The 26,435-nt window shown below is 45.6% G+C and carries 23 protein-coding genes and 2 tRNA genes; 14 read left to right on the top strand and 11 right to left on the bottom strand.

The window, feature by feature from the left end:
- Positions 1-24: 24 nt before the first annotated feature.
- From yidD to folE, 3 genes are read right to left on the bottom strand one after another with little or no spacing between them, the layout of a single operon-like run.
- Positions 25-282 (bottom strand): membrane protein insertion efficiency factor YidD, encoded by a 258-nt coding sequence (gene yidD / locus F8C82_RS08435; protein WP_151693148.1) that lies wholly within the window; start codon positions 280-282, stop codon positions 25-27.
- Positions 282-1,769, bottom strand: coding sequence for a cysteine--tRNA ligase (gene cysS, locus F8C82_RS08430; protein ID WP_151693147.1), 1,488 nt, complete (start codon positions 1,767-1,769; stop codon positions 282-284). Before cysS ends, yidD begins: the two co-directional genes overlap by 1 nt.
- Before the next feature lie 23 nt (positions 1,770-1,792).
- On the bottom strand, positions 1,793-2,491 hold the full coding sequence (folE, locus tag F8C82_RS08425; RefSeq protein ID WP_151694068.1) for a GTP cyclohydrolase I FolE: 699 nt from the start codon (positions 2,489-2,491) through the stop codon (positions 1,793-1,795).
- A gap of 233 nt (positions 2,492-2,724) precedes the next feature.
- Between folE and F8C82_RS08420 the strand changes: the two genes are divergently transcribed.
- A complete protein-coding gene (locus tag F8C82_RS08420) occupies positions 2,725-3,783 on the top strand; it encodes a 3-oxoacyl-ACP synthase III family protein (RefSeq protein WP_151693146.1) in 1,059 nt (352 codons plus the stop codon).
- 68 nt (positions 3,784-3,851) lie between these two features.
- Here F8C82_RS08420 and F8C82_RS08415 read toward each other — a convergent pair whose 3' ends face one another.
- From F8C82_RS08415 to F8C82_RS08400, 4 genes are all read right to left on the bottom strand, one after another.
- The gene (locus tag F8C82_RS08415) at positions 3,852-7,073 is read right to left on the bottom strand and encodes a VPS10 domain-containing protein (protein ID WP_151693145.1); all 3,222 of its coding nucleotides are present in this window, start codon (positions 7,071-7,073) and stop codon (positions 3,852-3,854) included.
- Between the two features lie 67 nt (positions 7,074-7,140).
- Entirely contained in the window at positions 7,141-9,675 is a 2,535-nt protein-coding gene (locus F8C82_RS08410) for a tetratricopeptide repeat-containing hybrid sensor histidine kinase/response regulator (protein ID WP_151693144.1), read from the bottom strand.
- Between the two features lie 75 nt (positions 9,676-9,750).
- Entirely contained in the window at positions 9,751-11,190 is a 1,440-nt protein-coding gene (locus F8C82_RS08405) for a hypothetical protein (protein ID WP_151693143.1), read from the bottom strand.
- A 33-nt stretch (positions 11,191-11,223) separates the two neighbouring features.
- Positions 11,224-12,639, bottom strand: a complete 1,416-nt coding sequence (locus tag F8C82_RS08400; RefSeq protein ID WP_151693142.1) for a hypothetical protein — start codon at positions 12,637-12,639, stop codon at positions 11,224-11,226.
- 48 nt (positions 12,640-12,687) lie between these two features.
- Between F8C82_RS08400 and proS the strand changes: the two genes are divergently transcribed.
- From proS to F8C82_RS08340, 12 genes are all read left to right on the top strand, one after another.
- Positions 12,688-14,163 carry a proline--tRNA ligase gene (gene proS / locus F8C82_RS08395; RefSeq protein WP_151693141.1) on the top strand — a complete coding sequence of 492 codons (1,476 nt, stop codon included), beginning with the start codon at positions 12,688-12,690 and terminating at the stop codon, positions 14,161-14,163.
- Positions 14,164-14,165: 2 nt separating this feature from the next.
- Positions 14,166-14,873: a hypothetical protein gene (locus F8C82_RS08390; RefSeq protein WP_151693140.1), complete on the top strand. Its 708-nt coding sequence runs from the start codon at positions 14,166-14,168 to the stop codon at positions 14,871-14,873.
- A gap of 97 nt (positions 14,874-14,970) precedes the next feature.
- Positions 14,971-15,044: transfer RNA gene (locus tag F8C82_RS08385), tRNA-Glu, on the top strand.
- Between the two features lie 32 nt (positions 15,045-15,076).
- The gene (gene rpsT, locus F8C82_RS08380) at positions 15,077-15,328 is read left to right on the top strand and encodes a 30S ribosomal protein S20 (RefSeq protein ID WP_151693139.1); all 252 of its coding nucleotides are present in this window, start codon (positions 15,077-15,079) and stop codon (positions 15,326-15,328) included.
- Between the two features lie 60 nt (positions 15,329-15,388).
- Positions 15,389-15,462 (top strand) — tRNA-Glu (locus F8C82_RS08375).
- 33 nt (positions 15,463-15,495) lie between these two features.
- A complete protein-coding gene (gene rpsT, locus F8C82_RS08370; RefSeq protein WP_151693138.1) occupies positions 15,496-15,747 on the top strand; it encodes a 30S ribosomal protein S20 in 252 nt (83 codons plus the stop codon).
- A gap of 128 nt (positions 15,748-15,875) precedes the next feature.
- On the top strand, positions 15,876-16,577 hold the full coding sequence (gene radC, locus F8C82_RS08365) for a RadC family protein (RefSeq protein WP_151693137.1): 702 nt from the start codon (positions 15,876-15,878) through the stop codon (positions 16,575-16,577).
- A gap of 24 nt (positions 16,578-16,601) precedes the next feature.
- Positions 16,602-17,714 (top strand): non-hydrolyzing UDP-N-acetylglucosamine 2-epimerase, encoded by a 1,113-nt coding sequence (gene wecB / locus F8C82_RS08360; RefSeq protein WP_170266201.1) that lies wholly within the window; start codon positions 16,602-16,604, stop codon positions 17,712-17,714.
- Positions 17,715-18,110 (top strand): hypothetical protein, encoded by a 396-nt coding sequence (locus F8C82_RS08355; protein WP_151693135.1) that lies wholly within the window; start codon positions 17,715-17,717, stop codon positions 18,108-18,110. It begins immediately after the preceding gene.
- An 18-nt stretch (positions 18,111-18,128) separates the two neighbouring features.
- Positions 18,129-19,439: a polysaccharide deacetylase family protein gene (locus F8C82_RS08350; protein WP_151693134.1), complete on the top strand. Its 1,311-nt coding sequence runs from the start codon at positions 18,129-18,131 to the stop codon at positions 19,437-19,439.
- Positions 19,436-20,350: a hypothetical protein gene (locus F8C82_RS08345; protein WP_151693133.1), complete on the top strand. Its 915-nt coding sequence runs from the start codon at positions 19,436-19,438 to the stop codon at positions 20,348-20,350. Before F8C82_RS08350 ends, F8C82_RS08345 begins: the two co-directional genes overlap by 4 nt.
- Before the next feature lie 61 nt (positions 20,351-20,411).
- A complete protein-coding gene (locus tag F8C82_RS08340) occupies positions 20,412-21,344 on the top strand; it encodes a LysR substrate-binding domain-containing protein (RefSeq protein ID WP_151693132.1) in 933 nt (310 codons plus the stop codon).
- Here the strand turns inward: F8C82_RS08340 and F8C82_RS08335 are convergent.
- Positions 21,341-22,747 carry an SLC13 family permease gene (locus F8C82_RS08335; RefSeq protein ID WP_151693131.1) on the bottom strand — a complete coding sequence of 469 codons (1,407 nt, stop codon included), beginning with the start codon at positions 22,745-22,747 and terminating at the stop codon, positions 21,341-21,343. The genes F8C82_RS08340 and F8C82_RS08335 overlap by 4 nt on opposite strands.
- Before the next feature lie 50 nt (positions 22,748-22,797).
- On the opposite strand from F8C82_RS08335, the gene F8C82_RS08330 reads away from it, so the two are divergent.
- Entirely contained in the window at positions 22,798-23,658 is an 861-nt protein-coding gene (locus tag F8C82_RS08330; RefSeq protein ID WP_151693130.1) for a cupin-like domain-containing protein, read from the top strand.
- On the opposite strand, the gene F8C82_RS08325 is transcribed toward F8C82_RS08330, so the two are convergent.
- The 3 genes from F8C82_RS08325 to F8C82_RS08315 form a co-directional block, all read right to left on the bottom strand.
- On the bottom strand, positions 23,659-24,549 hold the full coding sequence (locus F8C82_RS08325; protein ID WP_151693129.1) for a hypothetical protein: 891 nt from the start codon (positions 24,547-24,549) through the stop codon (positions 23,659-23,661). It abuts the gene before it with no gap.
- Positions 24,550-24,644: 95 nt separating this feature from the next.
- Positions 24,645-25,397, bottom strand: coding sequence for a LytR/AlgR family response regulator transcription factor (locus F8C82_RS08320; protein WP_151693128.1), 753 nt, complete (start codon positions 25,395-25,397; stop codon positions 24,645-24,647).
- Positions 25,394-26,419, bottom strand: a complete 1,026-nt coding sequence (locus F8C82_RS08315) for a sensor histidine kinase (protein WP_151693127.1) — start codon at positions 26,417-26,419, stop codon at positions 25,394-25,396. Before F8C82_RS08315 ends, F8C82_RS08320 begins: the two co-directional genes overlap by 4 nt.
- Positions 26,420-26,435 lie beyond the last annotated feature (16 nt).

Here is a 26,435-nt window from a genome sequence, read left to right as displayed (position 1 = left end):
AGTAACACGGTGTGATTACAAGAGTTACTCTTCAGATTGCTTTTGGGATTTTAAGGGCACAGGGTCATATCCAGACGTTCCCCAAGGGTGACACTTACTCAGTCTTTTTAATCCGAGCCACGATCCTTTGAGGGGTCCCCATTCCACAATGGCTTGTCCCATATATTGAGAACAGGTTGGGGTATGTCTACAACTAGGTGGAGTAAGTGGAGAAATTACATAGCGATAAAGGCCAACCAAGAGCAGGAGTGGAAGACTCAATATCCAGGTTAGCCATTTCATCAACTTTGTATGCTGTAGGATGTGCCGTCTTTTCCGTCTTTCAAAACAATACCGCTGTCTGCTAACTTGTCTCGAATTTCGTCACTGAGTGCAAAGTTTTTGCTTGCTCGAGCTTCCTGACGAAGTTCGATGAGGATTTGCATCACCGTGTCCATTTCTCCTTTGTTGGAAGAAGCACCTGCATTCACACTTTGCAATCCGAGAACATCGAAAATAAAGGTGTGCATAGTTTCTTTCAACAGCGTCAAATCCGAAGAGGTCAGGCTTTCATTTCCAGCTTTGATGGAGTTGATCACACGAACGGCATCGAACAATTCGGCAATGAGAATCGGACTGTTGAAGTCGTCATTCATAGCCGCATAACACTTGGCCTTCCAGTTGGCTACATCAAAGGTCGATTTATCTCCTCCTTCTAGTTTCTCGAGGGTGTCCAATCCTTCCATGAGTCGGAAGAAGCCTTTCTCCGCTGCCAGTAGGGCATCGTTAGAGAAATCAAGTACGCTGCGGTAATGTGCTTGGTGGATGAAGAATCGAACCACAGATGGGTGGAAACCTTTCTCCAAAATGGGCGTGTCACCCGTAAAGAGTTCGTAGGGCAACAAGGTGTTTCCTGTACTCTTAGACATGCGCTTGCCGTTCAGCGTAAGCATGTTTGCGTGCATCCAATTTCTCGCACCATTGTGTCCGTGTGAGGCTTGATTTTGTGCGACCTCACATTCGTGATGTGGGAATTTTAAGTCCATGCCTCCACCGTGAATGTCAAACTCTTCACCGAGGTATTTGGTCGACATAACAGAACACTCCAAGTGCCACCCTGGGAAACCAATTCCCCAAGGGGATGGCCATCGCATGATGTGACTGGGAGATGCATTCTTCCAAAGGGCAAAGTCCAGCGGACTGCGCTTGTCCGATTGTCCGTCCAAATCGCGTGTTCCGTCCAGTAGCTCTTCAATCTTACGACCCGAAACGATGCCGTAATGTTGCTCTTTGTTGTATTTCTCTACATCGAAGTACACGGAACCGTTTACTTCATAGGCCAAGCCCGCATCGATGATCTGTTTGATCATCTCGATTTGCTCTACAATGTGTCCTGTAGCAGTGGGTTCAATGCTTGGCGGAATGGCGTTAAAGCGACTCATAACGTCTCTAAAACCTACGGTGTATCGCTGAACGATCTCCATGGGTTCGAGCTGTTCAATTCTCGCTTTTTTTGCAATCTTATCTTCGCCTTCGTCGGCGTCATTTTCCAAGTGGCCCGCATCAGTGATGTTGCGAACGTAGCGCACCTTGTAGCCCAAATGACTCAGGTATCGGAAGACCATATCAAAAGAGATGAAGGTTCTACAGTTTCCCAAATGCACATCGCTGTATACGGTAGGACCACAAACGTACATCCCAACAAAAGGGGAATTAATCGGTACGAAGGTCTCCTTTTGTGCACTTAAGCTGTTGTAGATTTTCAGCTCGTTGGTCTCGAATAAGGCCATTTGAAATTAGGTGTTGGAAGTGATTATGCGCCGAAGGAGGTTTCCATTCGAATGAAATCGAGGAATTCTCTTCTTACTTTTTCATCTTTGAATTTACCACCGTATTCAGCGGTGATGGTGCTGCTTTCGATATCGCGGATACCACGTGAGTTCACACAGAGGTGTTTTGCATCTACTACACAAGCAACATCTTCTGTTCCAAGAGCCGCCTGAAGAGCCTTCACGATTTGGCGAGTCATGCGTTCTTGAACCTGTGGGCGCTTTGCATAGTAATCTACAATGCGATTCATTTTACTGAGGCCAACCACTTTGCCGTTGGAAATGTAGCCAACGTGAGCACGACCTACAATAGGGAGAAGGTGATGCTCACAGGTACTGTACACAGTGATGTTTTTTTCGATCAACATCTCACCGTACTGGTAGCTGTTTTCAAAAGTTGAAAGGCTCGGCATTCGATCGGGATTCAACCCGCCAAATGTTTCCTTCACGAACATTTTGGCCACACGACGAGGAGTTCCCTTCAAACTATCGTCCTCTAGGTTAAGCCCCAAAGTGTTCATAATCCCGCGAACATGTTCCTCAATGTCGCGCATTTTCTCGTCATCAGACTTGTCGAAAGCACCCGGAAGTAGTGGGGTTTCGGTTGATGAACTAAGGTGAGAATCACCTACTGACTCTATGAGCTCATCCACTAGCTGGATTTTCTCGTCTTTTTGACTCATTCTATTGCTCTTTGTTTCATACAACATCTAAAAGATGTTATGAGTTTGCAAAGGTAGTTGATTTGTTGCACGTAGCCGTTCCTTTGTTTATTGGTTATGCATGGTTAATATTTTCTCAGAATCATTCTTGATTTAAAAAAATAAGTATCAACTTGCCAAAGCCCGTGATTATAGTTTTAGCTAACCCAGAGTATTAACTCGAACGGATTCATTCTGTTTGAAACTGAGACATCATGTTTGTCAAATTTTTAGGCACAGGTCACGTGCTACCGGGAACGAAGGTGACCAATACGGACTTCTTAAATCATACTTTTTATGATGACAATGGTGAGGTGTATCCCATGGAGATGCCTGTGCTCTTGTCGAAATTTGAAGAAATTACTGGGATTGGTGAACGCCGATACGCCCGTGATGAGGAACGTGCTTCTGACTTAGGAGCGATTGCTGCCAAAGTAGCGATTGAAGAAGCTGGAATCGATAAGAACTCCATTGACTTGGTGATTACCGCGCACAACTTTGGTGATATGGATAAGGGTACGGGACGTACGGATATCCTTCCGAGTTTGTCTTCTCGTATTAAGCATTTACTCGATATACGCAATGATTCGTGTATCCCATTCGACATCTTATTTGGTTGTCCGGGATGGATTCAAGGTGTTCTCCTCGCTGAAATGCACTTGCTTGCAGGAAAGGCCAAGCGTGCTTTGGTAGTGGGATGTGAAACACTGTCGAGAGCCGTAGATCCTTACGATAGAAACGGGATGATTTTTGCCGATGGCGCAGGAGCCTGTGTGATGGAGCTTTCTGATCGTCCTGGAATTCTCGGTTCAGCAGTGATGAATAAAGCGGCGGATGAAGCGTACTATCTATATGAAGGTGTATCACAACGCCCAGGTGAGGATATTCACGATCGCTTCATCAAAATGAAAGGACGAAAGATCTATGAATTTGCTCTGAAGTATGTTCCCGATGCCATGAAAGCGGCAATGGATAAGGCGGGAGTAGAGGCGAAAGATTTGGACAAGATATTCATGCACCAAGCGAATGCGAAGTTAGACCACGCTGTGGTTGAGCGTTTTTACCGTCTATATGGTATCAAGGAAATTCCTGAGAACGTATTGCCAATGAGTGTGAACTGGTTGGGTAACAGTTCGGTGGCAACCGTTCCAACTTTGTTCGACTTGGTACGCAAAACGGAATACGAAGGTCATAAAGTTAAAGAGGGAGATACCATCTTATTTGCTTCGGTAGGGGCAGGGATGAATGTGAATGCATTCGTTTACAAGATGTAATATCACTCTGTCTAGAAATAAGAAAGCCTCCCAAATCTGGGAGGCTTTCTTATTTATTCCGTTCTCTATTATTCCACTTCTGGAAGATCACCTTCAAGATAAGGAGCACCTTGAGCATAGGCTTCTTCCTTGATGATTAGGAGTTGGTCACCTGTTTGATTCAAGGTTGTTACTATGCCAGCAATGGCAGAGCGAACAATGTCAAGTTCGCGCATTTGTGTGCCCGTTGGAGCTGAGGTTGAGGAATAACTTCCCCAAGCAGTGATTCCCAATCGGTCGTTGAGCGAAGAAAGGGTTTCAAACTCTCTGCTGCTCAAGCTTTGATCACCATTCATTTCAATGCGAACATCTGCCAACTGGTTGTCAATTTGACGCAGTTGAGCCAATAGTTCCAAGGATACTCCAGGAGTGTTGCGAACTGCTGCTTCGAGTTGTTTCACGAGTTCCGCTTGACGATCGAGTTCGTTGTCCAATGCGGTTAGATCGCGATTGGCCTTGTCTACAAGGGCTTGGAAGGCTGCTAGCTCGGCTTGGTCTTCAGCTGCAGAAGGATTGTTGTTAAGATGCTTCAATTCAAAAGTAGCTGGTTCAGAAAGTGCAGTGGTTGTGCCATTTACCGTTCTATAAATCTGAACGGAGTACGTTCCTTCCGGTGCGAAACCTGTGCTGCCGTTGTTGGTGATTGGTGCACCGCGTTGCGAAATGTATGATTTGCTTTGAACGCGACCGTCCCATGTTAAGCGCTTCACTCCACTGCCATCGGCGGTGTTGATTCGGCGAATCTCTGTGCCATTTTCATCTGAAATGATGAAGGTTAAGAAGTTGCCTTGCTCTCGGTCTTCGGCTCTCAACGCTTCTGCAGAAGGATATTGAATAGGATCCATCTCTTTTTCTGCTTCTACACGCTTGCCTTTTAGAGTGGGAGCGGCCTCTTTGATGAAGTAGGTAAAGGTGGCTCCCACGGGAGCATTTTCGGCCATGTAGTACGAGGCTCCCATGAAACCGGGCGCACCGTACCCCAATGGAGTGGCAAGGTTGTACACAAGTCCGTCGGTAATAGGGAAGATGTGCGCATCACTTTCAAATACATCATCTTCCATGTGGCGAAGCGGGGTGTAGTCGTCCAAGATGTAGAAACCTCGACCAAAACTAGCGAGTACTAGGTCGTTTTCGGTGCGTTGAATTTCAATGTCGCGAATTGCCACGGTTGGCAAGCCTGCTTTCAATTGAATCCAGTGCTGACCGCCATCTCTTGTGAAATAGATGCCAAATTCGGTACCTACAAAAAGGAGATTTGGGTTTTCATGATCTTCGGCAATGCTGTACACACTTCCACGTTTCGGCAAACCTGCACCGATGTTTGTCCATGTTTTACCTCGGTCGCTACTTCTGTATACATATGGCTTGAAGTCGCCATTCTTATGGTTGTTGAAAGCGGCATATACCACTTGGTCATTGTGAAGAGAGGGTTTGATGTCGTTCACATACGTGTTAGCCGGTACACCAGGGAAGGTGTTGTAGCGGGTCCAATTCTGGCCGTCGTTGTCGGTTACTTGAATCAGTCCGTCGTCTGTACCCGCATAGATAAGGCCAGGGGTCACCGGGCTTTCTGAAAGGGCTACAATGTTTCCATAGATGGTGGTAGATTGATTCTTAGCAATCGCATCTACGCTCCAAACTTTGCCCATTACAGGAAGTGTGTTTCGGTCGATTTGTTGCGTAAGGTCAGGTGAAATCAACTCCCAACTATTCCCTCGATTGGTTGACTTGAAGATGCGGTTTGCCGCAAAGTAGAGGGTGTGATTGTCGTGTGGACTGATGATCAGCGGAGCATCCCAGTTCCAGCGCAGTGGCTCTTCATCTGGACCTACATCTGGTTTAATCGGCAAGGCTTCACCAGAAACCTTGTCAAAACGCACCAACCAACCGTATTGAGCTTGAGCGTAAATGGTATTTGGATCGTACGGATCTACTTGGCTTTCGAAGCCGTCTCCTGTGTTGGTCACAAACCAATCGCTATTGACAATTCCCCTTTGGTTGATGGTTTGGGAAGGTCCACCTAAAGAGAAGTTGTCTTGTGTTCCTCCATATACATTGTAAAAAGGAGTGTTGTAATCTACCGCTACACGGTAAAATTGAGTGATAGGTAGGTTGGGCTTGAAGTGCCATGTTGAGGCGTTGTCCCATGTTTCGTAAAGACCGCCATCACATCCCATTAAGAAATGACTTGCGTTGTTCGGATCAATCCACATGGCGTGGTTGTCTACGTGTTTTCCGGGTTCGCCAACGGCTTTGAACGTAGCACCTCCATCTGTAGTGTACTGAGCATAGGTGTCCATGGAGTAAACTGTGTTCACATCATGCGGACTGGCGAAAATTTCTACGTAGTAATTGCCGCTGGTGGCATGTCCGCTCATTTTATTCCAACTCGCTCCGCGATTTGAAGAGCGGTAGAATCCGTGACCTTCAATACATGCATACAGCACGTCTGGGTCCACCGGACTAATATCCATCCCAATCCTTCCTACATCTCCAGAAGGGAGTCCGCCTCCGAGCTTTTCAAAATCAGCACCACCATTGGTTGATTTATAGATAGCTGATTCGGGACCGCCAGAGATGTACGTCCAAACATGACGCCTTCTTTGATGGGCTGTAGCGTAGATGACATCCGGATTTCGTGGATCTAGGTGAACTTCATTCACACCGGTGTGTTCTGAAATTTCGAGAATCTTAGTCCAAGTTTCGCCACCGTCTTTGGTTTTATACAAACCGCGATCTCCTCCTGCCGACCATACAGGTCCGTAGGCTGCAACGTAAACAACATCCGAGTTTCTCGGGTCTACGGCAATCATGCCAATGTGTTCTGAATTCTCAAGTCCGACTTTATTCCATGAACGACCACCGTCTTCACTCTTGTAAAGACCATCGCCATAGGCAACACTGCGTTGGTTGTTGTTTTCTCCGGTACCTACCCAAACTACATCAGAATTGTTGGGATCGATAGTGATACAACCGATGGAGTAGGAGCCTTGACCGTCAAAAATCGGACGGTAAGTGATTCCGTGATTGGAAGTTTTCCAAACCCCACCGCTCGCAGCGGCCACGTAGTATTCGTCTGGATTATTGGGGTTGATGGCTAAATCGGCAATTCGACCAGAGGTCATTGCGGGACCGATACTCCTAAAGGACAATCCAGAAATATTTGCCTTTTCAAGTGGAGTGGATTCATCTTGTCCAAAGCTCGCTAGAGAGCCTGCGGCTAAGATGAGACTAAGCGTAATGTGCTTCATCTTCGGTATGTTAGGGGTTGTTGAGGTAGTTAAAGGTATAAAACCTCAAGATAGCGATAAACTAGGGTCACGAAAGGTACGACGTAATCGTTTCAATCAATGTCAGTTTGTGGAACGGCTTGGTCAATAAGTCGTTCATCCCTGCTTCTAAGGCCTTTGTCTTGGTTTCTCCCTGAACGTCGGCAGTAAGGGCTATGATTGGTGTGGAGGTGTTTTTGCCCTCATTGCGAATGCGTTGTGTGGCTTCAAATCCGTTCATGACAGGCATTTGAATATCCATCAAAATCAAATCGAATTTTTGAGCCAGTGCCATTTCGGTAGCTTCTAATCCATTCGTAGCAATCTGAATGGCTACACCTGTGGTATCCAACATTTTTTGAGCGACGAATTGATTCATCTTATCATCTTCTACTAGTAGAATGGTTTTATCCGACAAATTCGCAGGGGTAGAAGCGGTGGCGTGTTCATCCTCTTTTCCAATTTCAAAAGGAATGGAGAAATAGAAGATTGAGCCTTTGCCAATGGTGCTTCGAACAGAGATAGTTCCGCCCATCAGTTCCACCAATTGCTGAGAGATGGCAAGTCCTAGGCCTGTTCCGCCATACCTCGAATGAATCTCCGAATTGGCTTGCTTGAACTCGTCAAAGATGGAGGCCAAATTGCCCTCTTCAATGCCAATTCCCGTGTCTTCAACTTCAAAGCCAATTCGAACGCGTGAGAGCATTTCTTCATCTTCAAAAACGCGAAGATGAACGTGTCCCGCTTCGGTAAACTTCACGGCATTAGACAGAAGGTTGTTGAGGATTTGTCCCAAACGGTCTGCATCACCGTAGAGATAGGTAGGAATACTGGTGTCGATTCTAGAGTGGATGAGCGTTCCATTCGATTCCGCCTTGCTTTTGTTTAAGGCAATGATGTCTGAAATCAAGTCGCCGAGCTTGAAATTTCGAGGTTGGAGTCGAACGCGCCCTCCTTCCAGTCGCGAATAGTCTAGAATGTCATCCACTAAGGCGGTGAGGCGCTGAGAACTATGGTTGATGTTTCGAACGAGTTGCTCTTGGTCTGGAGATAGATTATCGCCTAGCAATAGTTCGGTGAGTCCGCCAATTGCATTCATCGGCGTTCTAATTTCATGACTCATCTTACTCATGAAAGTGGAGTTCTCTCGCAGCGATTCCTCCAAGAGCTTATTGGTTCGTTGCAGGCGTTCATTTGTCTGCTCAATCTCTGATTTTTGGGCTAAGATGGTCTTGTGATCTTCAGCGCTTTTCTTCCGTTTTCTTGTGATTTGAATAATCATTACCAGGACCACAATCGAGAAAATAACCACAGTGACCAGGAGGATGACAAGGAGTTGATTCACTTTGGATTTGGTCTCCAGTTTTTCCTCACTCAATTGTCGCTTATTTTGCTCTTGACGTGATTCTTCCTTGATTCTCGAAATCTCTGCTTGATAGATCCGTGTTGCTACGTCTAGACCTTTGCGTTCACTTTGAAGTTGCTTTTGAAGGTCAATTAGCCCGCTTTGAAGTCGGATGACCTCTTTCAGAGAATTACTCTTTTTAGCCAGTTTGATCCAAAATTCGAGAGCTTCAATTTTGAAGGAGTTCAAGTTGGATGATACGGCTAAGTTGTAAGCTGCCTGAACTTCATCTGCTGCTTCCGATAAATTGTTGACTTCATAGCAAACCCGGGCTTGCTGCAAAAGAGAGCGGACTTCGTGATAGGTCGACTCATTGAGCAGGGCTTGGGCTAAAGCGCTGTCTGCATAAATATGTGCAAGCTCGTAATTTCCTCGCGCGTATTCCTGATCCACATGAGCTTGAAGGATTTGCCATAGCCGTTCTCCATAAACAGGGTATTCACGCGGAATCTTTTTCACTTGATTCAAGCTGCGGCTTAAATGAGAACTCACGGAGTCATACAGCTCCATTTTTGTGAAGAGTTCTGCGAGATGAAGGTGACTGTGTGAAATGTTATCAGGTGAGTGATATGACTTTCGAATGGAGAAGGACTTTAGGAAATAGGTTCGGGCCAATTCATAGTTGCCGTGTTCTTGAGCAATGAGGCCTAGGTTGTTTAAAGCTACCGTTTTCGCCTTTTGCATGGCAAGCTCATTATCCTCAATGTCTAGCACATTCTGGTAGTAGTGCGCTGCATTGCCAAACTGCTTCAGGTCGTAAAAAATGTTGCCAACATTGATGAGCGCATAGGAGAGTGATGCGTAGTTCTCAACCTGTTCGTAGTATTCCGACGCCACCATGTAATTCTCAATGGCTTGCTCGTAAAGGCCAGCTCCTCTGAAAATGTTCCCAAGATGGCTCTTCAAATCAGCTGATGCGATGGTGTCTTTTTCGCGTAAGGCAATCTCCGAATACGCTCTATTCAGTTGGATAGAGCTCAATGGATCGAAAGACGCTAGGGAGTAGATGTTTCGGATGTAGTATTTTACATCAGAGGTGTCGGCCAAGCCAGTGCGTATTCTTGCTTGAAGGGAATCGATAATGCGCTCTTGTCCGGAGTGTGCTGCGGTTTGTCCTTGAACAGAGACCGAGAGAGTTAACGCTGCAAACAGAAATCGTATCAGTAGTCGTTGAGGCATGGTAGTAGTCGCTTGACGCACTACCAAAATAAGGACAAATGCGTGAAAACGACTACATAATGTCACCAAACCTTCTTACAACCTGAAATAGACTGTTGCCACAAAGATGTTATCGGTTATGGTCCGAGAAGTAGGTTGAGTATAAAGGTCTGAATACAAGTAGAAAGAGTCAGATCTAACCTTTCTTGAATAGGTTAGGTCAACACCCCATTGGTTTGCTTTATATCCCCAACCCAATGAATACTGATATGCAACAGGTTCTGAAGTCTTGAATGGAGTAGAAGTGTAATGGTAACCCCCACGTAGAAACATCTTATCCAATCGCAACTCTCCACCCACTCGAATGTCTTGTACACCTTTCAGTTGGTTGTCGATATCCTCATTCAAATAATCGAGTTCGCCTGGATATCTTCTCGCAGATACACGAGCAGTGGTCATGTCTTGGTAGGAGTAATCCACAGAGATCAAACCGTACTTGTCGAAAACGTAAGCATATCCAGCGCCGAATACCATAGGTGTTTGCATTCGCCATAGGAAGTCGTCAAAAGGTTGATAGCTATTGAGGCTTCCCCCACCTGTTTTGTCATACGAAGTGAATTCCAAACTTCCCGATTGAGCAAAGCTCCAGAAGGTAGGGCTGTGAATGTAGGCAGAAACGCGACCAAAGTTTTCGGGAGTCCACAAGACACCTGCATTGATTTGAATACCAGTCCCTCGAATGTCATTATTGTCTTTCATGGTGAAAGAGCGGAAACTAGAAGCGGGGTCAAAGTTGCTTTCAGAATAGATTTCTCTCGATTGATAGAGGATGGTAGGAATCACGATGGAGCCTCCAAAATGCCATTCATTGTCTTTTTCATACGCAAAGTCGAGGGCGAATTCACCTCGGCCTCCATGGGAAATGAAGCTCTCCTTTTGTAAGACGTCCGTACCCCAAGCATATTGTTCCCAACTTGAAGTTCCACTGTTGAATCCGATGAGTTCAACATCGGCGGCGAGTTGCTCGAAGATGAGTCCAGCGCCCCAAAGGTCAGCTGAATTTGGAGAGTAGAAGTCGGCATTGTCAAACCATTGGTCAACAATAGAGCCGTCGGTATTGGTCGCATTGATTTGCTGTTCAAAACCGTAATCATTGGTTCTGTTGTAGCGGATGCCAAAATTGAAACGGGCATCATCTTCCAGGTCGGTTACGAGCACAATTCCAAACTGATGAAAACTAAATCGTCCATCAAGCCCTTCCGTGCTTTTGCCATAGTGTCCTGTTTCTGTGAGAGTATTGCGGTAATTAGTAGAGAAGCTCAGCTCGTCGTGACGGTAAACCGCAAGTCCTGCAGGGTTCATTGCCGCTGCGCTGAAGTCGTTTCCCAGAGCTGAAAAGGCTCCGCCAAGCGCCATGTAACGAGCGCTTCCATAATCCGCTTGTCTGCTGAATCGAACCACATCGTTGTACGATTGTCCAGTGGCGGCTGTGCTTATGATTAGGGCAAGGATTACCCCTTGAGCGATATTTCGCATGATTGTGTTTTGCTGTGATTTTACCCTATGTGATTATCTACGCCCTGATCTAGAACTTCTAGAAGGACTGGATGATCTTGACGGACTGCTTGGTGCTGAGCTTCTGCTCGGCGCAGTAGATCTACTCGGCGACGTGCTTCTACTAGGAGAAGTGCTCCGACTTGGGGAGGTGCTTCTACTAGGAGTGGAAGAACGACTAGGAGAATAACTAGGTTCGTAATTATTCGATCTAGAAGGAGTAGAAGAAGGTCTGCTTGTGCTAGGAGTAGTGCTTCTAGATGGAGAATAGTTGTTGGACCTACTTGGTGTAGCTGTGTTTCTATTCTGACTTGGTCGAGTGGCTGGAACCGAGGAAGGTCTTCTGCCTTCTGAAGTAGACGGTCGACTATTGCTTGGTCGTTCCATTGTTGGTCGAGAAGTAGATGGTCGGCCAGCAACTACTGGACGGCTAGAAGAAGGGCGAATTGTATTTCTGTTCGCAGCACTATTTCTATTGATTGTAGATGCGGGAACTTCTGCCAAGGTTGAAGGTCTTTCGCGTCCCGAGATGCTGCGTGTAGGAGTTCGAGTAGGCGTCGCTTCAGTGCGCAGTCTGCTCGGTCTTGTTGAACCGTTGGTGCTCACAGTGGGGCGAGCCGCCACCGTATTGCCCTCTCGACTAGGTCGCGCTGAACCATTTGAGTTCATGGTTGGACGAGCGGCTACCGTGTTGCCACCTCGACTTGGTCGAGAGGTAGGGTCTGTCTTACCGCTACCGCCAATGCCGCCTCCTCTTGGTCGGGAGGTTCCAATGTATCGGTTTGGTCGAGCTCCGGCGTAAGTTCTATCGTGCGTGCTTGGTCGCCCTCCTGGACGATAGCCGGGTTCGTACCAACCGCCACCGCCGTAGCCTGGGTATCCCCATCCTGGGTAACCGTAACCGGGATAGTAACCCCATCCTGGTCGGAAATATGGAGATGGATATCCCCAACCCCAGCCCATGCCCCATCCATAATAGAAGGGATCATAGTAATACATGTATGGGTTGTACCAAGAATTGTAGGATGCAAAACCATAGTTAAATCCAATGCCAAAGCTGAATCCGGGTTGCATCCATGGGGAATAGCCGCTGCTGATAAAGACGTTGGTTGTGGCCTGAGAATTTTGAGCGTGCTCTTCTTCTAAATAGGTGGGGTCATAGTAATCGTAACCATTAGTTGAACCACTTGATGATCCTTGAGAAGAAGGTGAAGTATAGGATGAGGACGATTCGTCGATTAAGCCTAGGTCGTCGGCTAGCAAGCTTCCGCCGTATTCAGAATCGTAATAAATTCCATCGTCGTAATAATTAGAGACGATAGAGTTCGAGCTCGTACAACTTACCATAGCAACCGCAAGGGGAAGGGTAAGAGCTAAAATCTTCGTGTGTGCTGTTGTATTTCTCATCGTCATCGTCGCTTTTTCTTTCATAACTTCGCACTTTGGAAAGTTACAAATTTCATACCAAAGAACTTTATAATGGCGAAGGGATTAACTTCGAGAGCAGAGGATTATTCCAAGTGGTATAATGAACTCGTGAGTAAAGCGGATTTAGCTGAAAATTCAGCTGTTCGTGGATGTATGGTGATTAAGCCTTATGGTTACGCTATCTGGGAAAAGATGCAGGCTGAACTCGACAAGAAGTTCAAACAAACCGGACATCAGAACGCCTACTTCCCTCTGTTTATCCCCAAGTCTTACTTTAGTAAAGAGGCAGCACATGTGGATGGCTTTGCCAAAGAGTGTGCAGTCGTTACCCATTATCGTTTGAAGAACGATGAAAACGGGAAGGGTATTGTTGTAGATGAGGATGCGAAGCTAGAGGAAGAGCTTATTGTTCGTCCTACTTCTGAAACCATCATCTGGGACACCTATAAGAACTGGATTCAGAGCTATCGCGATTTGCCGATTTTGGTGAACCAATGGGCCAATGTGGTTCGATGGGAGATGAGAACTCGTCTTTTCTTGAGAACAGCAGAGTTTCTTTGGCAAGAAGGTCATACCGCCCACGCTACAGAAGCCGAAGCCATAGCCGAAGCCGAGCAAATGCTCCACGTATATGGTGATTTTGCTGAGAAGTTCATGGCAATGCCAGTGGTACGAGGGATTAAGTCGGCCAATGAACGTTTTGCGGGTGCCCTTGAAACCTATTGTATTGAAGCGTTGATGCAAGATGGTAAAGCGCTTCAGGCGGGGACAAGTCACTTCTTAGGACAAAACTTTGCGAAGGCATTTGATGTAAAATTCCAAACCAAGACAGGTTCGGTTGAGCATGTTTGGGCAACGAGCTGGGGTGTTTCTACCCGTTTGATGGGCGCCTTAATTATGACCCATTCAGATGATCAGGGATTGGTTCTCCCTCCAAAATTGGCACCTATTCAAGTTGTGATTGTTCCGATTTACAAGGGAGAAGAACAGCTCGCTGAGATCAGCGAAGTCGCCAACAAGATTAAAAGTGAGTTGGAAGATCACGATATCTCGGTGAAATTCGACAATCGCGACACCCATAAGCCAGGGTGGAAGTTTGCAGAATATGAAATGAAAGGGGTGCCTGTTCGCATTGCCATCGGTCCGAAAGATTTGGAAAACGGCACTGTGGAAGTAGCTCGTAGAGATACGTTAGAAAAGCAAACCTATAATCTGGATGAGGTTGTGCCTACCGTTCGCGGCTTGATGACCGAAATTCAAGAGTCGCTGTACAATAAGGCGGCTAGCTTTAGAGAAGAGCACACAACCTCGGTGGATACTTGGGAAGACTTCTTGAAAATCATTGAAGGAGACGGTGGTTTTGTTTCCGCTCACTGGGACGGTACACCTGAAACCGAAGAGAAGATCAAAGAAGCCTGTAAGGCAACCATTCGCTGCATTCCATTGGATGCAGTAGAGGAAGAAGGAAAGTGTATCTTTAGTGGGGCACCTTCAAAGAGACGAGTGCTATTCGCTAAGGCCTATTAATTATGGAAGAAACTCCTCAATGTAATCCGAAGATCATCGAACTGCTGAGTACCAAATCGAGTACAAAGCAGTTGGTCTTCCGTCAGACTAAAGAAATGTTTGCGCTCCTAAAGAAGTGCTTGCAGGAAATTGCAGATCAATTGAACAATCAGATTTGCAATGTCGATTCTAGTGTGGTGGTGGATTATGTAGATAGGGGAGAGTATGAAGCTGAGATTCGCTTTAGCGGGGATGTCATCATTTTTCAAATGCACACCAACGTGTTTACCTTTGACAAAACACATGGTATTTGGAAGAATAGCTATGTGAGAGAAGATAGCATGCGGGCCTATTTTGGTATGATCAACATGTTCAACTTCCTTTCAGATAGCTTAAAGTACAATCGATTAGGAGATGTTGGTCATCTTATAGGAAGGGTGTTTGTGAATAAAGACAAACACTTCTTTGTTGAAGGCAAGCGACAATTTGGCTATCAGTTCAACAATGTGGCAGGCGACGTGCTTGATGAAGACAAGTTGAAGAAGATTGTGGAGATGTCGCTCATCTATGCCTTAGACTTCGATTTGACCACGCCTGACTTCAACTTAAACCGAGAAGTGACGGTGCATCAAATTCAAGCGATGAGTAGCGACTTGAAAAGTTCAACATCTAAAAAGTTGGGTTTCAGGTTTAAATCAAATATTGAGACAAATGCTTCGAAAAAATCTTAGCGTAGCTATTGCAGGATTAAAAAAGCGTCTTACATTTGCACCCGCTAACGACACAAAGGAACTGTTTTGAGATAAACAGTAGTGTTCTTTACATATTGGCCCGTTCGTCTAGCGGTCCAGGACATCGCCCTTTCACGGCGAAGATCACGGGTTCGAATCCCGTACGGGTCACGAAGTTTTTAATTAAACTGAAGAGAATTATTATGGCAAATCATAAATCAGCATTAAAGCGTATGCGTCAAACGGCTAAGCGTCGTGTGCATAATGCTTATTACCACAAGACTACGCGTAACGCGATCCGTCGCCTCCGTGCAAACACGGATAAGGCTGATGCTTCTGCGAAGTTGCCTTCTGTGATCTCAATGATCGACAAGTTGGCAAAGCGTAACATCATTCACAGCAATAAAGCTGGTAACTTGAAGTCTAGCCTTACCAAGCACGTAAACAGCTTGTAAGAACAGTCTCAAGTCCTCATAAAATAGAGCCGACTATTTCGATGGTCGGCTTTTTTTTATGGCCCGTTCGTCTAGCGGTCCAGGACATCGCCCTTTCACGGCGAAGATCACGGGTTCGAATCCCGTACGGGTCACAAGGTTTTTAGAGTTATTGAAGGAGTTCAATTATGGCAAATCACAAATCAGCACTAAAGCGTATGCGTCAAACGGCTAAGCGTCGTGTGCATAATGCGTATTACCACAAGACAACGCGTAACGCTATTCGCCGTCTTCGTGCCAATACAGATAAAGCTGATGCTTCTGCAAAGTTGTCATCTGTGATTTCTATGATCGACAAGCTTGCTAAGCGCAATATCATTCACAGCAACAAGGCTTCGAATTTGAAGTCTAGCCTTACTAAGCACGTGAACGCACTCTAAGTTGCATACCTCATTTTGTAGAAGCCGACTGTCTTTCGATAGTCGGCTTTTTTGTTTTTATCCGATTGTAAACGTTTGTTCTCGTTTATTGCAATTGGAAGTTTTGATATTCGTGGAAACACTAAACCATGAGCTCAAAAGACAATACTCCCATTTCAAAGTTGACAGCTACAGATCGACCTAGAGAACGTCTATTACAATTGGGGAAATCGGTGTTGTCTGATTCGGAATTGATTGCCATATTGCTCGGTTCGGGACTGAAGGATAAGTCGGCTTTAACACTTGCCAGAGAGATGCTACATAGCGCTGGAGGGCTCCGGTCTATGTCTCGTTGGAATTCGGATGATTATCTGAGATTTCCTGGAATTGGTGAAGCCAAGGCTATACGGGTGATTGCTGCATTTGAGTTGGGTAGACGCTATCCTCTAGAACCTCCCAATACAAGGCCGGTCATTACTAATTCGTCAGACGCTTATGAACAGTTTTACCCAGTTTTATCCGACCTCAGGCATGAGGAGTTCTGGGTTCTCTATCTTTCCAATGCCAACAAGGTTCTCTCTCGTGATCGATTATCTCAAGGTGGAATGACGGGGACGGTGACGGATCTTCGCATCCTGTTTAGGAGGGCGTTGATGGTCCACGCAACAGGAGTGATCCTCGCTCACAATCATCCTAGTGGAAACTTGGAACCGAGTAGTGCAGATCATAAACTCACACAAAAGGCTGTTGAGGCAGGACGATTTATGGACATTGCGGTAATGGATCATTTGATCGTTACGCCTGACGATTATGTTAGCTTTGCAGATGAAGGCTGGATACATATTCGGTAGATTTGTCTGTTCAAGAAGACTAGTGTGATAAAGGTTATCAATTTAGTTGGCGCAAGGCCACAGTTTATTAAGGCATCGGCTCTTTCTAAGGCGTTTAGAGCCAGTTCTGAGTTTGATGAGATATTGGTTCACAGTGGCCAACACTACGACGTGAAAATGTCGGACGTCTTTTTCAAAGAGCTGGGTATTCCCGAGCCGAAGTATAACCTGAACATAGGAAGTGATTCTCATGGTGCACAGACCGGAGCTATCATGTCGGCTTTGGAACGTGTTTTTGAAACCGAGAAACCGGATGTTCTCGTGGTGTATGGAGACACTAACACTACTTTGGCTGGTGCCTTGGTTGCGTCTAAGTTGGGAGTGCGAATTGCTCACGTAGAAGCGGGGTTGCGTTCGTATAACTATTCCATGCCCGAAGAAATCAATCGAAAACTGACAGACGCCCTTTCGTCTTGGTTGTTTTGTCCTTCGGATGATTCCATTGCCAACCTGATGAAGGAGGGGATAGGAAAACTTCCTGCTCAGTATTCTCCTTCCCATCCATGTGTACTCAACACAGGAGATATCATGCTCGATGTTGCGATGGAAATGGGGGAGCAAGTGAACGATCGACCGGCAGAATTGAAAACACTCCCTTCCAATAAACCCTATGCCCTTCTCACCTTGCATCGGAATTTCAATACGGATGACATTTCGAGGTTGAGATCTATTCTTACAGGTGTGGCTCAATTGGCAGAAGACTATCCCGTTGTATTTCCTGTCCATCCACGAACTGCTTCAAAAATTCCAAGTGATATCATGGAGCTCCTTCAAGAGGAGTCGTGTTTGTTCCTTGCACCTCTCAGTTACAGGGGTATTGTTGGCATGTTGAAGCATGCAGGTGTGGTAATCACTGATTCTGGGGGCTTGCAGAAAGAGGCCTACTACTTCAAAAAGGGCGTGGTCATTCCAAGAGCTGAATCGGAGTGGGAGGAAATTGTAGCTACAGGTTCGGCCATACTCACCGATGCAAATGGACAAAAACTAAATGAGGTTGCCCGCGAGTTTTTAAGCAATCCCCCTACGAAATTCCCAGAACTGTATGGAGATGGGAGAAGTGCAGCGCGCATGTTAAACGCCATTTTGAAAGGCTTCTGAATGAGTACGGATTTACTACATACACGTGCAAATGGAAGTTGGTCCTTGGCCATGGCTGAGTTCAACAAGTGGATGTTTCTGAAGGCCTATGTGGAACGCATTGATGCCGTAGCCGAGAAGCGTGCCTTAAAAGAGTCGGAAGCTTGGTTGTCACGCACAGAAGCGCCTTCCGAATATCGCGAAACACCCCTGTGTAAGCGATGGAAATCTAATCCACCAACCTCCGATCGTGAATGGAAATTTTGGATCGCCATTCATCAACGACATCTATTTGTTCCACTGTCCATTCGCGGTTCTTTTTATTCCGACTTTCCTGCGTTTTCTGCAAAGAGCAGACAACCGGATTATGAATTAACTCGCCTTTTTTATGAAGGTCTTCGCCGTAGAGCAGAGTGAATTTCTCATCTTCGTATTATGAGGGTATATGCAGAAGTAATCACTCCTAGAGTTCGTTATGCCATTTTGCTTTTGCTTCGAGATGTGCTAAAAGCTCAAGGAGTTACCATTACAGATAACTGGTCAGATTTCGAGGCCTATGAAGGCCCTCGACTCATTTACGGTCGGGCCAAGTTAGAGGATGTACCTTCCATCTTTAATGTGGAATTGCTGCAAGAGAAGGATATCAGTGAACAAGACATCAATGTGTCGAAGAGAGAGGACGGGCTTCCCTATTTTTTCCAGACTTCGTCTCAGAGTGCATTGCCCTTCGACGTTTTTGCTGCATCGTTTTACTTGGTGAGTAGATATGAAGAATATCTGCCGCACATCAGTGATCAACACGATCGATACCCAGCGACGGAAAGCTTGGCATATCAGCATGGGTTTCTACAAAAACCGGTGGTGAATCACTGGGCTTTGTGGTTGAAAGATGTCCTACAGGCATCGCATTCAGGATGGCAATTCTCGGGAACAAAATACACGTATACTTCGTCTATTGATGTAGATAACCTCTACGCCTACAAAGGGAAAGGTGGTTTTAGAACCATTGGAGGATTTGCGAAAGACTTTGCTTCCTTCGATTTTTCGAATGCTCTGAAGCGAGCCAGATCCATCCTAGGATTGATGAAAGACCCCTACGACACCTTCGAATTGCAACGTCAGTTGGTAGAAAAGCACCGTGTTCCTGCATTGTATTTCATGCTCTTCAGTGAATTTGGGGAGTACGATAGAAACATTCCGATGTATAGCAGGAGGTTACATGAAGTCGTTCGATCCATCAACGATTTTTATCCCGTAGGAATTCACCCTAGCTACGGTTCTCACAAATCGCATAGAGTGTTGCAGAAAGAGATTAGGGGATTGGAAGAAGCGCTTCGGATGCCGGTTAAGCGAAGTAGGCAACACTTCCTCAAACTCACCATGCCTCAAACATTTAGAGACTTGGTAGACTTTGGGATTGAAGAGGATTACACCATGGGATATGCTGGGGAGCTCGGCTTTAGAGCGGGTATTTGTACGCCGTATCCTTTCTATGATTTGGAAATGGAGGTTGAATTGAAACTCACTATGTATCCTTTTGCTATGATGGACGGAACGCTGATTTACTATCAGAACATTCCAGCAGCTGAAGCAATGGATCACTTCAAGCCTATTGTAGATGCGGTGAAAGATGTAGATGGGCATTTGATTTCTGTTTGGCACAATCGCATTTTCTCAGAGGCTTCTCCTGAGTGGGAAGGCTGGAACGACGTTTATGATAACCTGCTCTCCTACGCAAAAGCATGATTAGATACGTAAAAGCTGCTGACTTAGACACGGATAAATGGGATGCGTGCGTCCATCGCGCTGAGAATGGATTGGTGTACTCCACATCTTGGTATCTCGATATTTTAGGAGAAGACTGGGATGCACTGGTGTTGAACGACTACGAAGCCGTAATGCCTTTAGTATATCGGTCTAAATATTCGGTTCCCTATATCTTCCGACCCACCGGGGTTCAGCAATTGGGCCTCACAGGGGAAAAAGCCGACGATCCCGATCGATTCAAAGCATTTTTAGAAGCCATCCCATCAAAGTACAAGTTGATGGATGTGTTCACCAATTCGTCCAATGCAGTGGAAGAGCTCGATTCCTCTTGGAAGAAGAGTGAGCAGGTAAATTTGCTCTTGGAATTGGAGGATACGTATGAGGGAATCTATCGTCGTTTCTCTTCTCAAACCAAGCGAAACTTAAAGAAAGCCCAGAAGCAGAATTTCAAGATCTTCGAGTACGATCCGCCGGAAGTACTCATCCGATTGTTCAAGGAGAATCAAGCGAATAAGTACAGTGTGTCTGACGATTTCTACCAGAAGATGACACACTTAATGCATGTCCTGATTCACAAGAAAGCAGGGCGAGTTTGGACCATTCACGACGAACACAACTCGGCCACAGCCGGAGCATTCATCATGGAATACAAGGGAAGAGCTACGCTGCTGTTTACTGCAACCGATGAATTTGGGCGAGATACACATGCACTTACTTATCTGATCAATGAATATCTCGTCTATCAATCCGGGCATTTAAAATGCTTCGATTTTGAAGGCAGTAATGTTCCAGGCATCCGAAAGTTCTATGCCGGATTTGGAGCGAGAGAAGACAATTACTACCACCTTAGAAAAGTGAATCTCCCGCTGCCATTTCGTTGGCTTTTTTAGGCGGTCTAATAAATAGTTTCAATAACTTTGAAATCATTATAGACGATCAAGGCAAATTGAAATGACAACCGTTCAGCTTCACTACATAGTAGAACTCGACAATCACCGACATTTTGCAAGAGCCGCAGAAGCTTGCCATGTCACCCAACCCACACTTTCCATGCAGGTTCACAAACTGGAGGAAGAGCTTGGTGTACTGGTTTTTGATCGATCGAAGCAGCCGGTAACCCCTACCGAAATTGGCAAGCGAATTATTGAGCAAGCCCGCGTAGTTCTCCATGAAATGGGGAGAATTGAGCAGATTACTCAAGAGGCGATGGGCCATTATGAGGGCGAGTTTTATTTAGGAGTTATTCCAACGGTTGCTCCATACTTGCTGCATCGCGTGCTGCCAAGAATTAGAAAGATCTTGCCTCAAGTTCGCTTTGTGATTGAAGAATTACAAACGGATACCATCATTGAAAGACTGCGTAAGGATCAATTGGATGCGGGAATTCTCGCAACACCACTGGATGAGCGCGGAATCATTGAAATGCCTCTGTATTTTGAACCTTTTATGGCTTTTATTCCTGAGAATCACAGACTGGGCAAGGAGAAGTTTATCACGAATAGTGAACTCGATATCAATGATCTACTACTGTTGAACGAGGGGCATTGTTTCCGAAACAGCGTACTCAATTTGTGTGATCAATCCACACTTCGTGAAGAAAAGCCTGTCCGATTGGAGTCTGGGAATTTTGACACTCTTATCCGCTTAGCTCAACAAGGATATGGTATGACGCTATTGCCTTATCTAACGGCATTGGATTTACCTGAAAGCTTGAGCTCTATGATCAAGCCGATTGCGGAACCACGTCCCACTCGCGAGATCAGTGTGGTTTACAGTAGAACCCAATTGAAAATTGGCGTCATTGAGAAAATTGCGGCAGCCGTTCGCGCCTCTGTGCCGGAAAAACTCATAGAGGAACGCCACCAGGTGATTGCTCCGGTTTAAAGAAAGAGGGACATCACATAGACAATGGCAGTAATAACTAGGGTTGCTGCCATGTTCATCCAGATTCCGCTTTTCACCATGTCGATGATCTTCAACATACCACTGCCAAAAACAATGGCGTTGGGAGGTGTGGCCATGGGGAGCATGAAAGCACAACTGGCTCCAAGAGTTAGTGGAAGTGCGAGTAGCATGAAGTCTACATTGGTCGCGACGGATATCGCGGCAACGATGGGCATCATGGCTGCCACGAGCGCCATATTACTCATGACTTCCGTTGCCCAAACGCCTAGGACGGCCATCGATAAGATCCAGAACAACATGGATGACTCCGACTGATCTGAAAATAGGTCGGTCACATGGGACAGTAGTCCAGAGGCATTCATCCCTTGAGCAAGCGCCATTCCACCTCCAAATAGCACCAAGATTCCCCAAGCGAGCTTTCGAGTGTCTTTCCATACCAAAAGCGGTTTGTCGGAATGAGCAGGGATTACGAATAGAACTAAGGCCGACAAAATCGCAACGCTTGTATCTGTGAATTCGGGAATTGGGATAAATTCTAGGATATTGGGGCGGAAAATCCACAATGCAGCGGTGGATGCAAATACAATTGCTACTTTTCTCTCGGGTCCATCCAGTGGACCCAATTTATCCCATTCTCGGTTAAAGTAGGCTTTGATACTTTGGTTCGTCTTCGACCCTTTTCCCAAAATTAAGGTCAAGATGAAATAGGCCATCGCAAATAGGGTTGCCGCTATCGGTAGGCCTACTTTGAGCCATTCAGCAAAGGAAATTTCTACGCCTAGTTCAGCTTGATAAAACCCTGTGAAAACGAGGTTGGGAGGTGTGCCTATTAAGGTTGACATTCCGCCGATATTCGCAGCCCATGCGGTTCCTACCAGCAAGGCAATGTTCGTCTTGTGATCTTCAAACCCCGCCTTTTGGAGCAATTGAATCACACTGAGAACCATAGGTAACATCATCACTGTGGTTGCCGTATTGGAAATCCAGGCGCTCAAAAAAGCAGTGGCAAGCATAAAACCCAATAAGATTCTTTTGGGGGAAGCGCCAATACTTCGGATGATCCACAGCGCAATTCTCCTGTGCAAATTCCACTTTTCGATCGCTAGAGCGAGTACAAAGCCTCCAAAGAATAGATAGATCAACGGATGACCATAGGATTGTGTTACTTCCTTTAACGGCAAAACTCCGGTGGCAGGAAGCAGCAAAATGGGAAGCAATGCTGTAACCGCCAAGTTGACGATTTCTGTTATCCACCATACTAGCATCCAAGCTAAAACACCCACCATTAGCTTTTCAGGTTCGCTAAACGCATGGGAAGGCAGGTAGGTAGAAAGTCCGAATAAAGCGGGTCCAAGAATGTATGGAATTTGACGTATATTCATCGTTAGAGTAACCTTCTCTATTAAACCTGTTGAAGATAAACCAAACTTAAATGGGATTTGAATTAGAACCCATTCCTCGGGTAAAAGGTCTGGATAAGGAAACCTTTGTTCGGGAATATTTACGACCCAAGCGACCCGTTATTCTAGAAGATTTCGCGAATGGTTGGCCGGCTTTAGAAAAGTGGGATATGGATTTCATTCGCTCCGTGGCAGGAGATCATATCGTACCTCTTTATGATAACTCAAAAGTAGATTATTCGAAGAAGGTGAATGAACCGATTGCCGAAATGAAGATGTCGGACTACATTGACATTCTGGAGAGCGGTCCAACGGAATTGCGAATTTTCCTCTACAATATCTTCAAGTATGTTCCTGAACTTTGTGATGATTTTACCGCACCTGAATGGGCACCTCGCGTTTTGAAATCGTTTCCTATGATGTTCTTTGGAGGAGAGGGTTCGAATGTTTTCTTGCACTATGACATCGATATGAGTCACGTTTTCCATACAAATTTTGTGGGGGAGAAGAAGGCGATTCTATTTGATCACAAATACAAGAAGGAACTTTACAAAATCCCATTTGCGGTCCACAATGTAGAGGATATCGACATTGATAATCCAGATTTTGAAAAGTGGCCAGCGCTTGCGAATGTGAAGGGGTTGGAAGCCCATTTAGGTCATGGTGATACCCTGTTCATGCCTTCGGGATGGTGGCATTACATGAAGTATTTGACACCGAGTTTTTCGCTTTCCTTACGCGCTTTAGACAGCAGGTTTTCTAGCAAGTTGAAAGGGCTGTACAACGTGGCTGTGATGCGCCAAATCGATAATGTAGCGAGAAAAATCGGAGGGCAAGATTGGATAGACTACAAGGATAGGTGGGCGATTCGCCGCGCTGAGAGCACCTTGTGATTACAAATCATTCCATCCCTCTACTCGAATCGGGATGGTATCCTTTATTCCAAATGGCAGTATGCGGTTGCTGATTTCATAACCATCTCGATTCACTTCCACTGTTTTCCAATCATCACCCCGCGTTATTTTGAATTCAATGTTTTCAGATTGAATGGGGATACGCAAGATCGGAGTGCCGTTCTCCATGCGTTCGAATCTATAGACCCCGTCGGCAGGGTTCCAACCGTTGATGCTCGAAGCCATGTAGAATTCCGCATCCTCCGGCGTATTGGCGGGAAGCTCAACTAGGCACAAGTAGCGATAGGGATGGGTTTGCATACACAGATCTTTCCAGTTTTGAATGAGGATGCGCTGTGTACCGGATTTGTTGAGATGACGCTCTTCGATGTCTTCCCCTTTCGCAGAGACTTCCACAGTGTTCCACGTACCTCTATTGATCTTGTATGCTGATCCTGCCAAGCGAGAAGGTAAGGTGATTTTGTAATTCTGACCTCCCAAGTGGACCGCCCTGTATTGATCATCGGCTAATTCCCAGTTGTTGAACTCTCCAGATAGGTAGATTTCATTCGGAAAGGCCGTTTCCTCAGGTACTCGGATGTATAGTTCAATTCCATCGCAGATCACCTTGGCTCGGTCTTGCCATTGTTGAATGCGAATGTTTAGCTGAGAGATGTCTAAGTCGGCCAAGAAGCGATTGTCGATGTCTTTTCCACAACTATCTACCTCCACACTATTCCAATCTCCTCTGGTAAACTTGAATTCAATATGACCAATGCCTCTGGGGATTTCAACGGTTCCACCTCCTGTAGGCGTTCTTTTTACTTGGAACGACGGATCTCCAGGATTCCATCCATTAAAATTCCCAGCCACGTAAATAGGTGCGTTCATGGGGGTTTCAACCGGAATCTGCTCGATATTCAAAACTAGTGGATCTTGGCAAGAAGCGACCAATAGGAGAAGACTGATATATTTGAACAAGGCTCTCATTGATTCAACCACTGATTAAAGTCTTTCATTCTACTTCTGCTCACTAATACACGCTCAGGAAAGGACGGATGAACTTCTAAGGCGTATTGAGAGCTCCCATACTTTTCAACCTTTTGAATACACGGGTAGGAGATGATGAGTTTTCTGCTGATTTGGAAGAAGTGTTTGGGGTCGAGTGTTTCGCACATTTGTTGAAGGGTACCTTCAATAATTACCGCGGGCCCCGTATTTGGAACAAGGTACAAAGCATCGTCATCCGCGTAGAAGTAAGCAATGTCTTCTTGTGTAAAGCGTTTCAATTTTTCGCCAACACGAACAGCCCACCGCTCTCGGTAACTCGATTTTGCAGGAGTAAAGGCCGCAATCAACTTTTCAAAATCAACTTTGGGGTTGGAGTGCTGTACAAATTTGTCTACCGCCGCCTGAAGGGCTTCGGGCATAATTGGCTTTAACAGATAATCCACACTGTTCACCTTAAATGCTCGAATGGCATACTCGTCAAAGGCCGTAGTGAAAACGACTGGAGAAGTAACCTCAATACGTTCAAAGATGTCAAAGCTCAATCCGTCTGATAATTGAATATCCATGAAGATAATATCCACTTCCCGATGGGCTTCAATAACAACAATGGCTTCCTCCACACTATCAGCAATGGCAACCACGGATACGCTTTGTGAAAGATCTTCTAACAAACGTTGAAGTTCTCTCTGTGCATGAGGTTCGTCTTCTATGATAAGCGCTCTAATCACGATCTTGGGATGAGTGGAAGTTGTACAACAAAGTTACCGTCCTGATTGATAATTGAAACCTCCTTGTCGCTCAATTGATGAAAGCGCTCACGGATGTTCTTCAGTCCAAATCCTGTTCCTGAATCCAGTTGTCTTCTAGGTTGATTGGTATTGCCTACGCTTAAGATGCCTTCATCATAATTCACCCAAAGTGTAAGCGGCTTTTGCTTTGAAATGACATTGTGCTTGATCGCGTTTTCAACCAGAATTTGAAGAGTCATCGGTGGAATGGACCACTGATTTAGGTTTTCTGGCCATTCGGCATGCACGATGAAGTTTTCTTCAAATCGAGTTTGACAGAGGTACACAAAGGAATCAAATAGCGATTTTTCCCTTTCTAGTTCTACTAGGTCGTTTTCGCGATTTTCTAGGATGTACCGATAAACGGTTGAGAGCTGACGAACGAATTGTCGGGCTCTGTCTCCATCTTCTACAATAAGAGAAGATAGGGTATTGAGACTGTTAAATAGAAAATGCGGGTTGACTTGAGCTTTTAAGTTTTCAAACTGCGCTTGGGTGTGGAGGCGGTGAAGTTTTTCCTTTTCGGCCTCTGCTTTTCGCCAACTATCCATCAATTCGTAGCCTAGGTCCAATCCAACGTACACCAACATAATGACGGATGCTACGGTGATGTGCAAGTAAATGACGCTATTGGCTACATAAGTGAAGTAATCTCCAGTGGCTACTTTCAATTTAAAGACAGGTCCAAGAAGAAAGACGATCAGCAAGAAGAGGATTCCAATTCGATTGAGAATGACGCGAAGTGGACTTGATACCCCTGCTTTTGCTGGATTTTGCCTTCTCATAAAACGAAGCATCTTCAAGAGGAGAAAGAAGAAGATGACGTCGATGTAAAGCGCCCCAAAATTCATCTGTCCCCAATTGCTTGACGCAGAGAGAATGATACCACCCACAAGATTGTACAACAGTGCCAATCCTATGCTGATGATCACATCGATGAGTTGTTTTTTGAGGGACTTCACAGTTTGAAGATAGCGA

It is taken from the genome of Phaeocystidibacter marisrubri (assembly GCF_008933165.1).
GTDB lineage: Bacteria > Bacteroidota > Bacteroidia > Flavobacteriales > Schleiferiaceae > Phaeocystidibacter > Phaeocystidibacter marisrubri.
The sequence above is the reverse complement of the archived record's forward strand: the minus strand, read 5'-3'. Positions and strand labels throughout refer to the sequence as shown.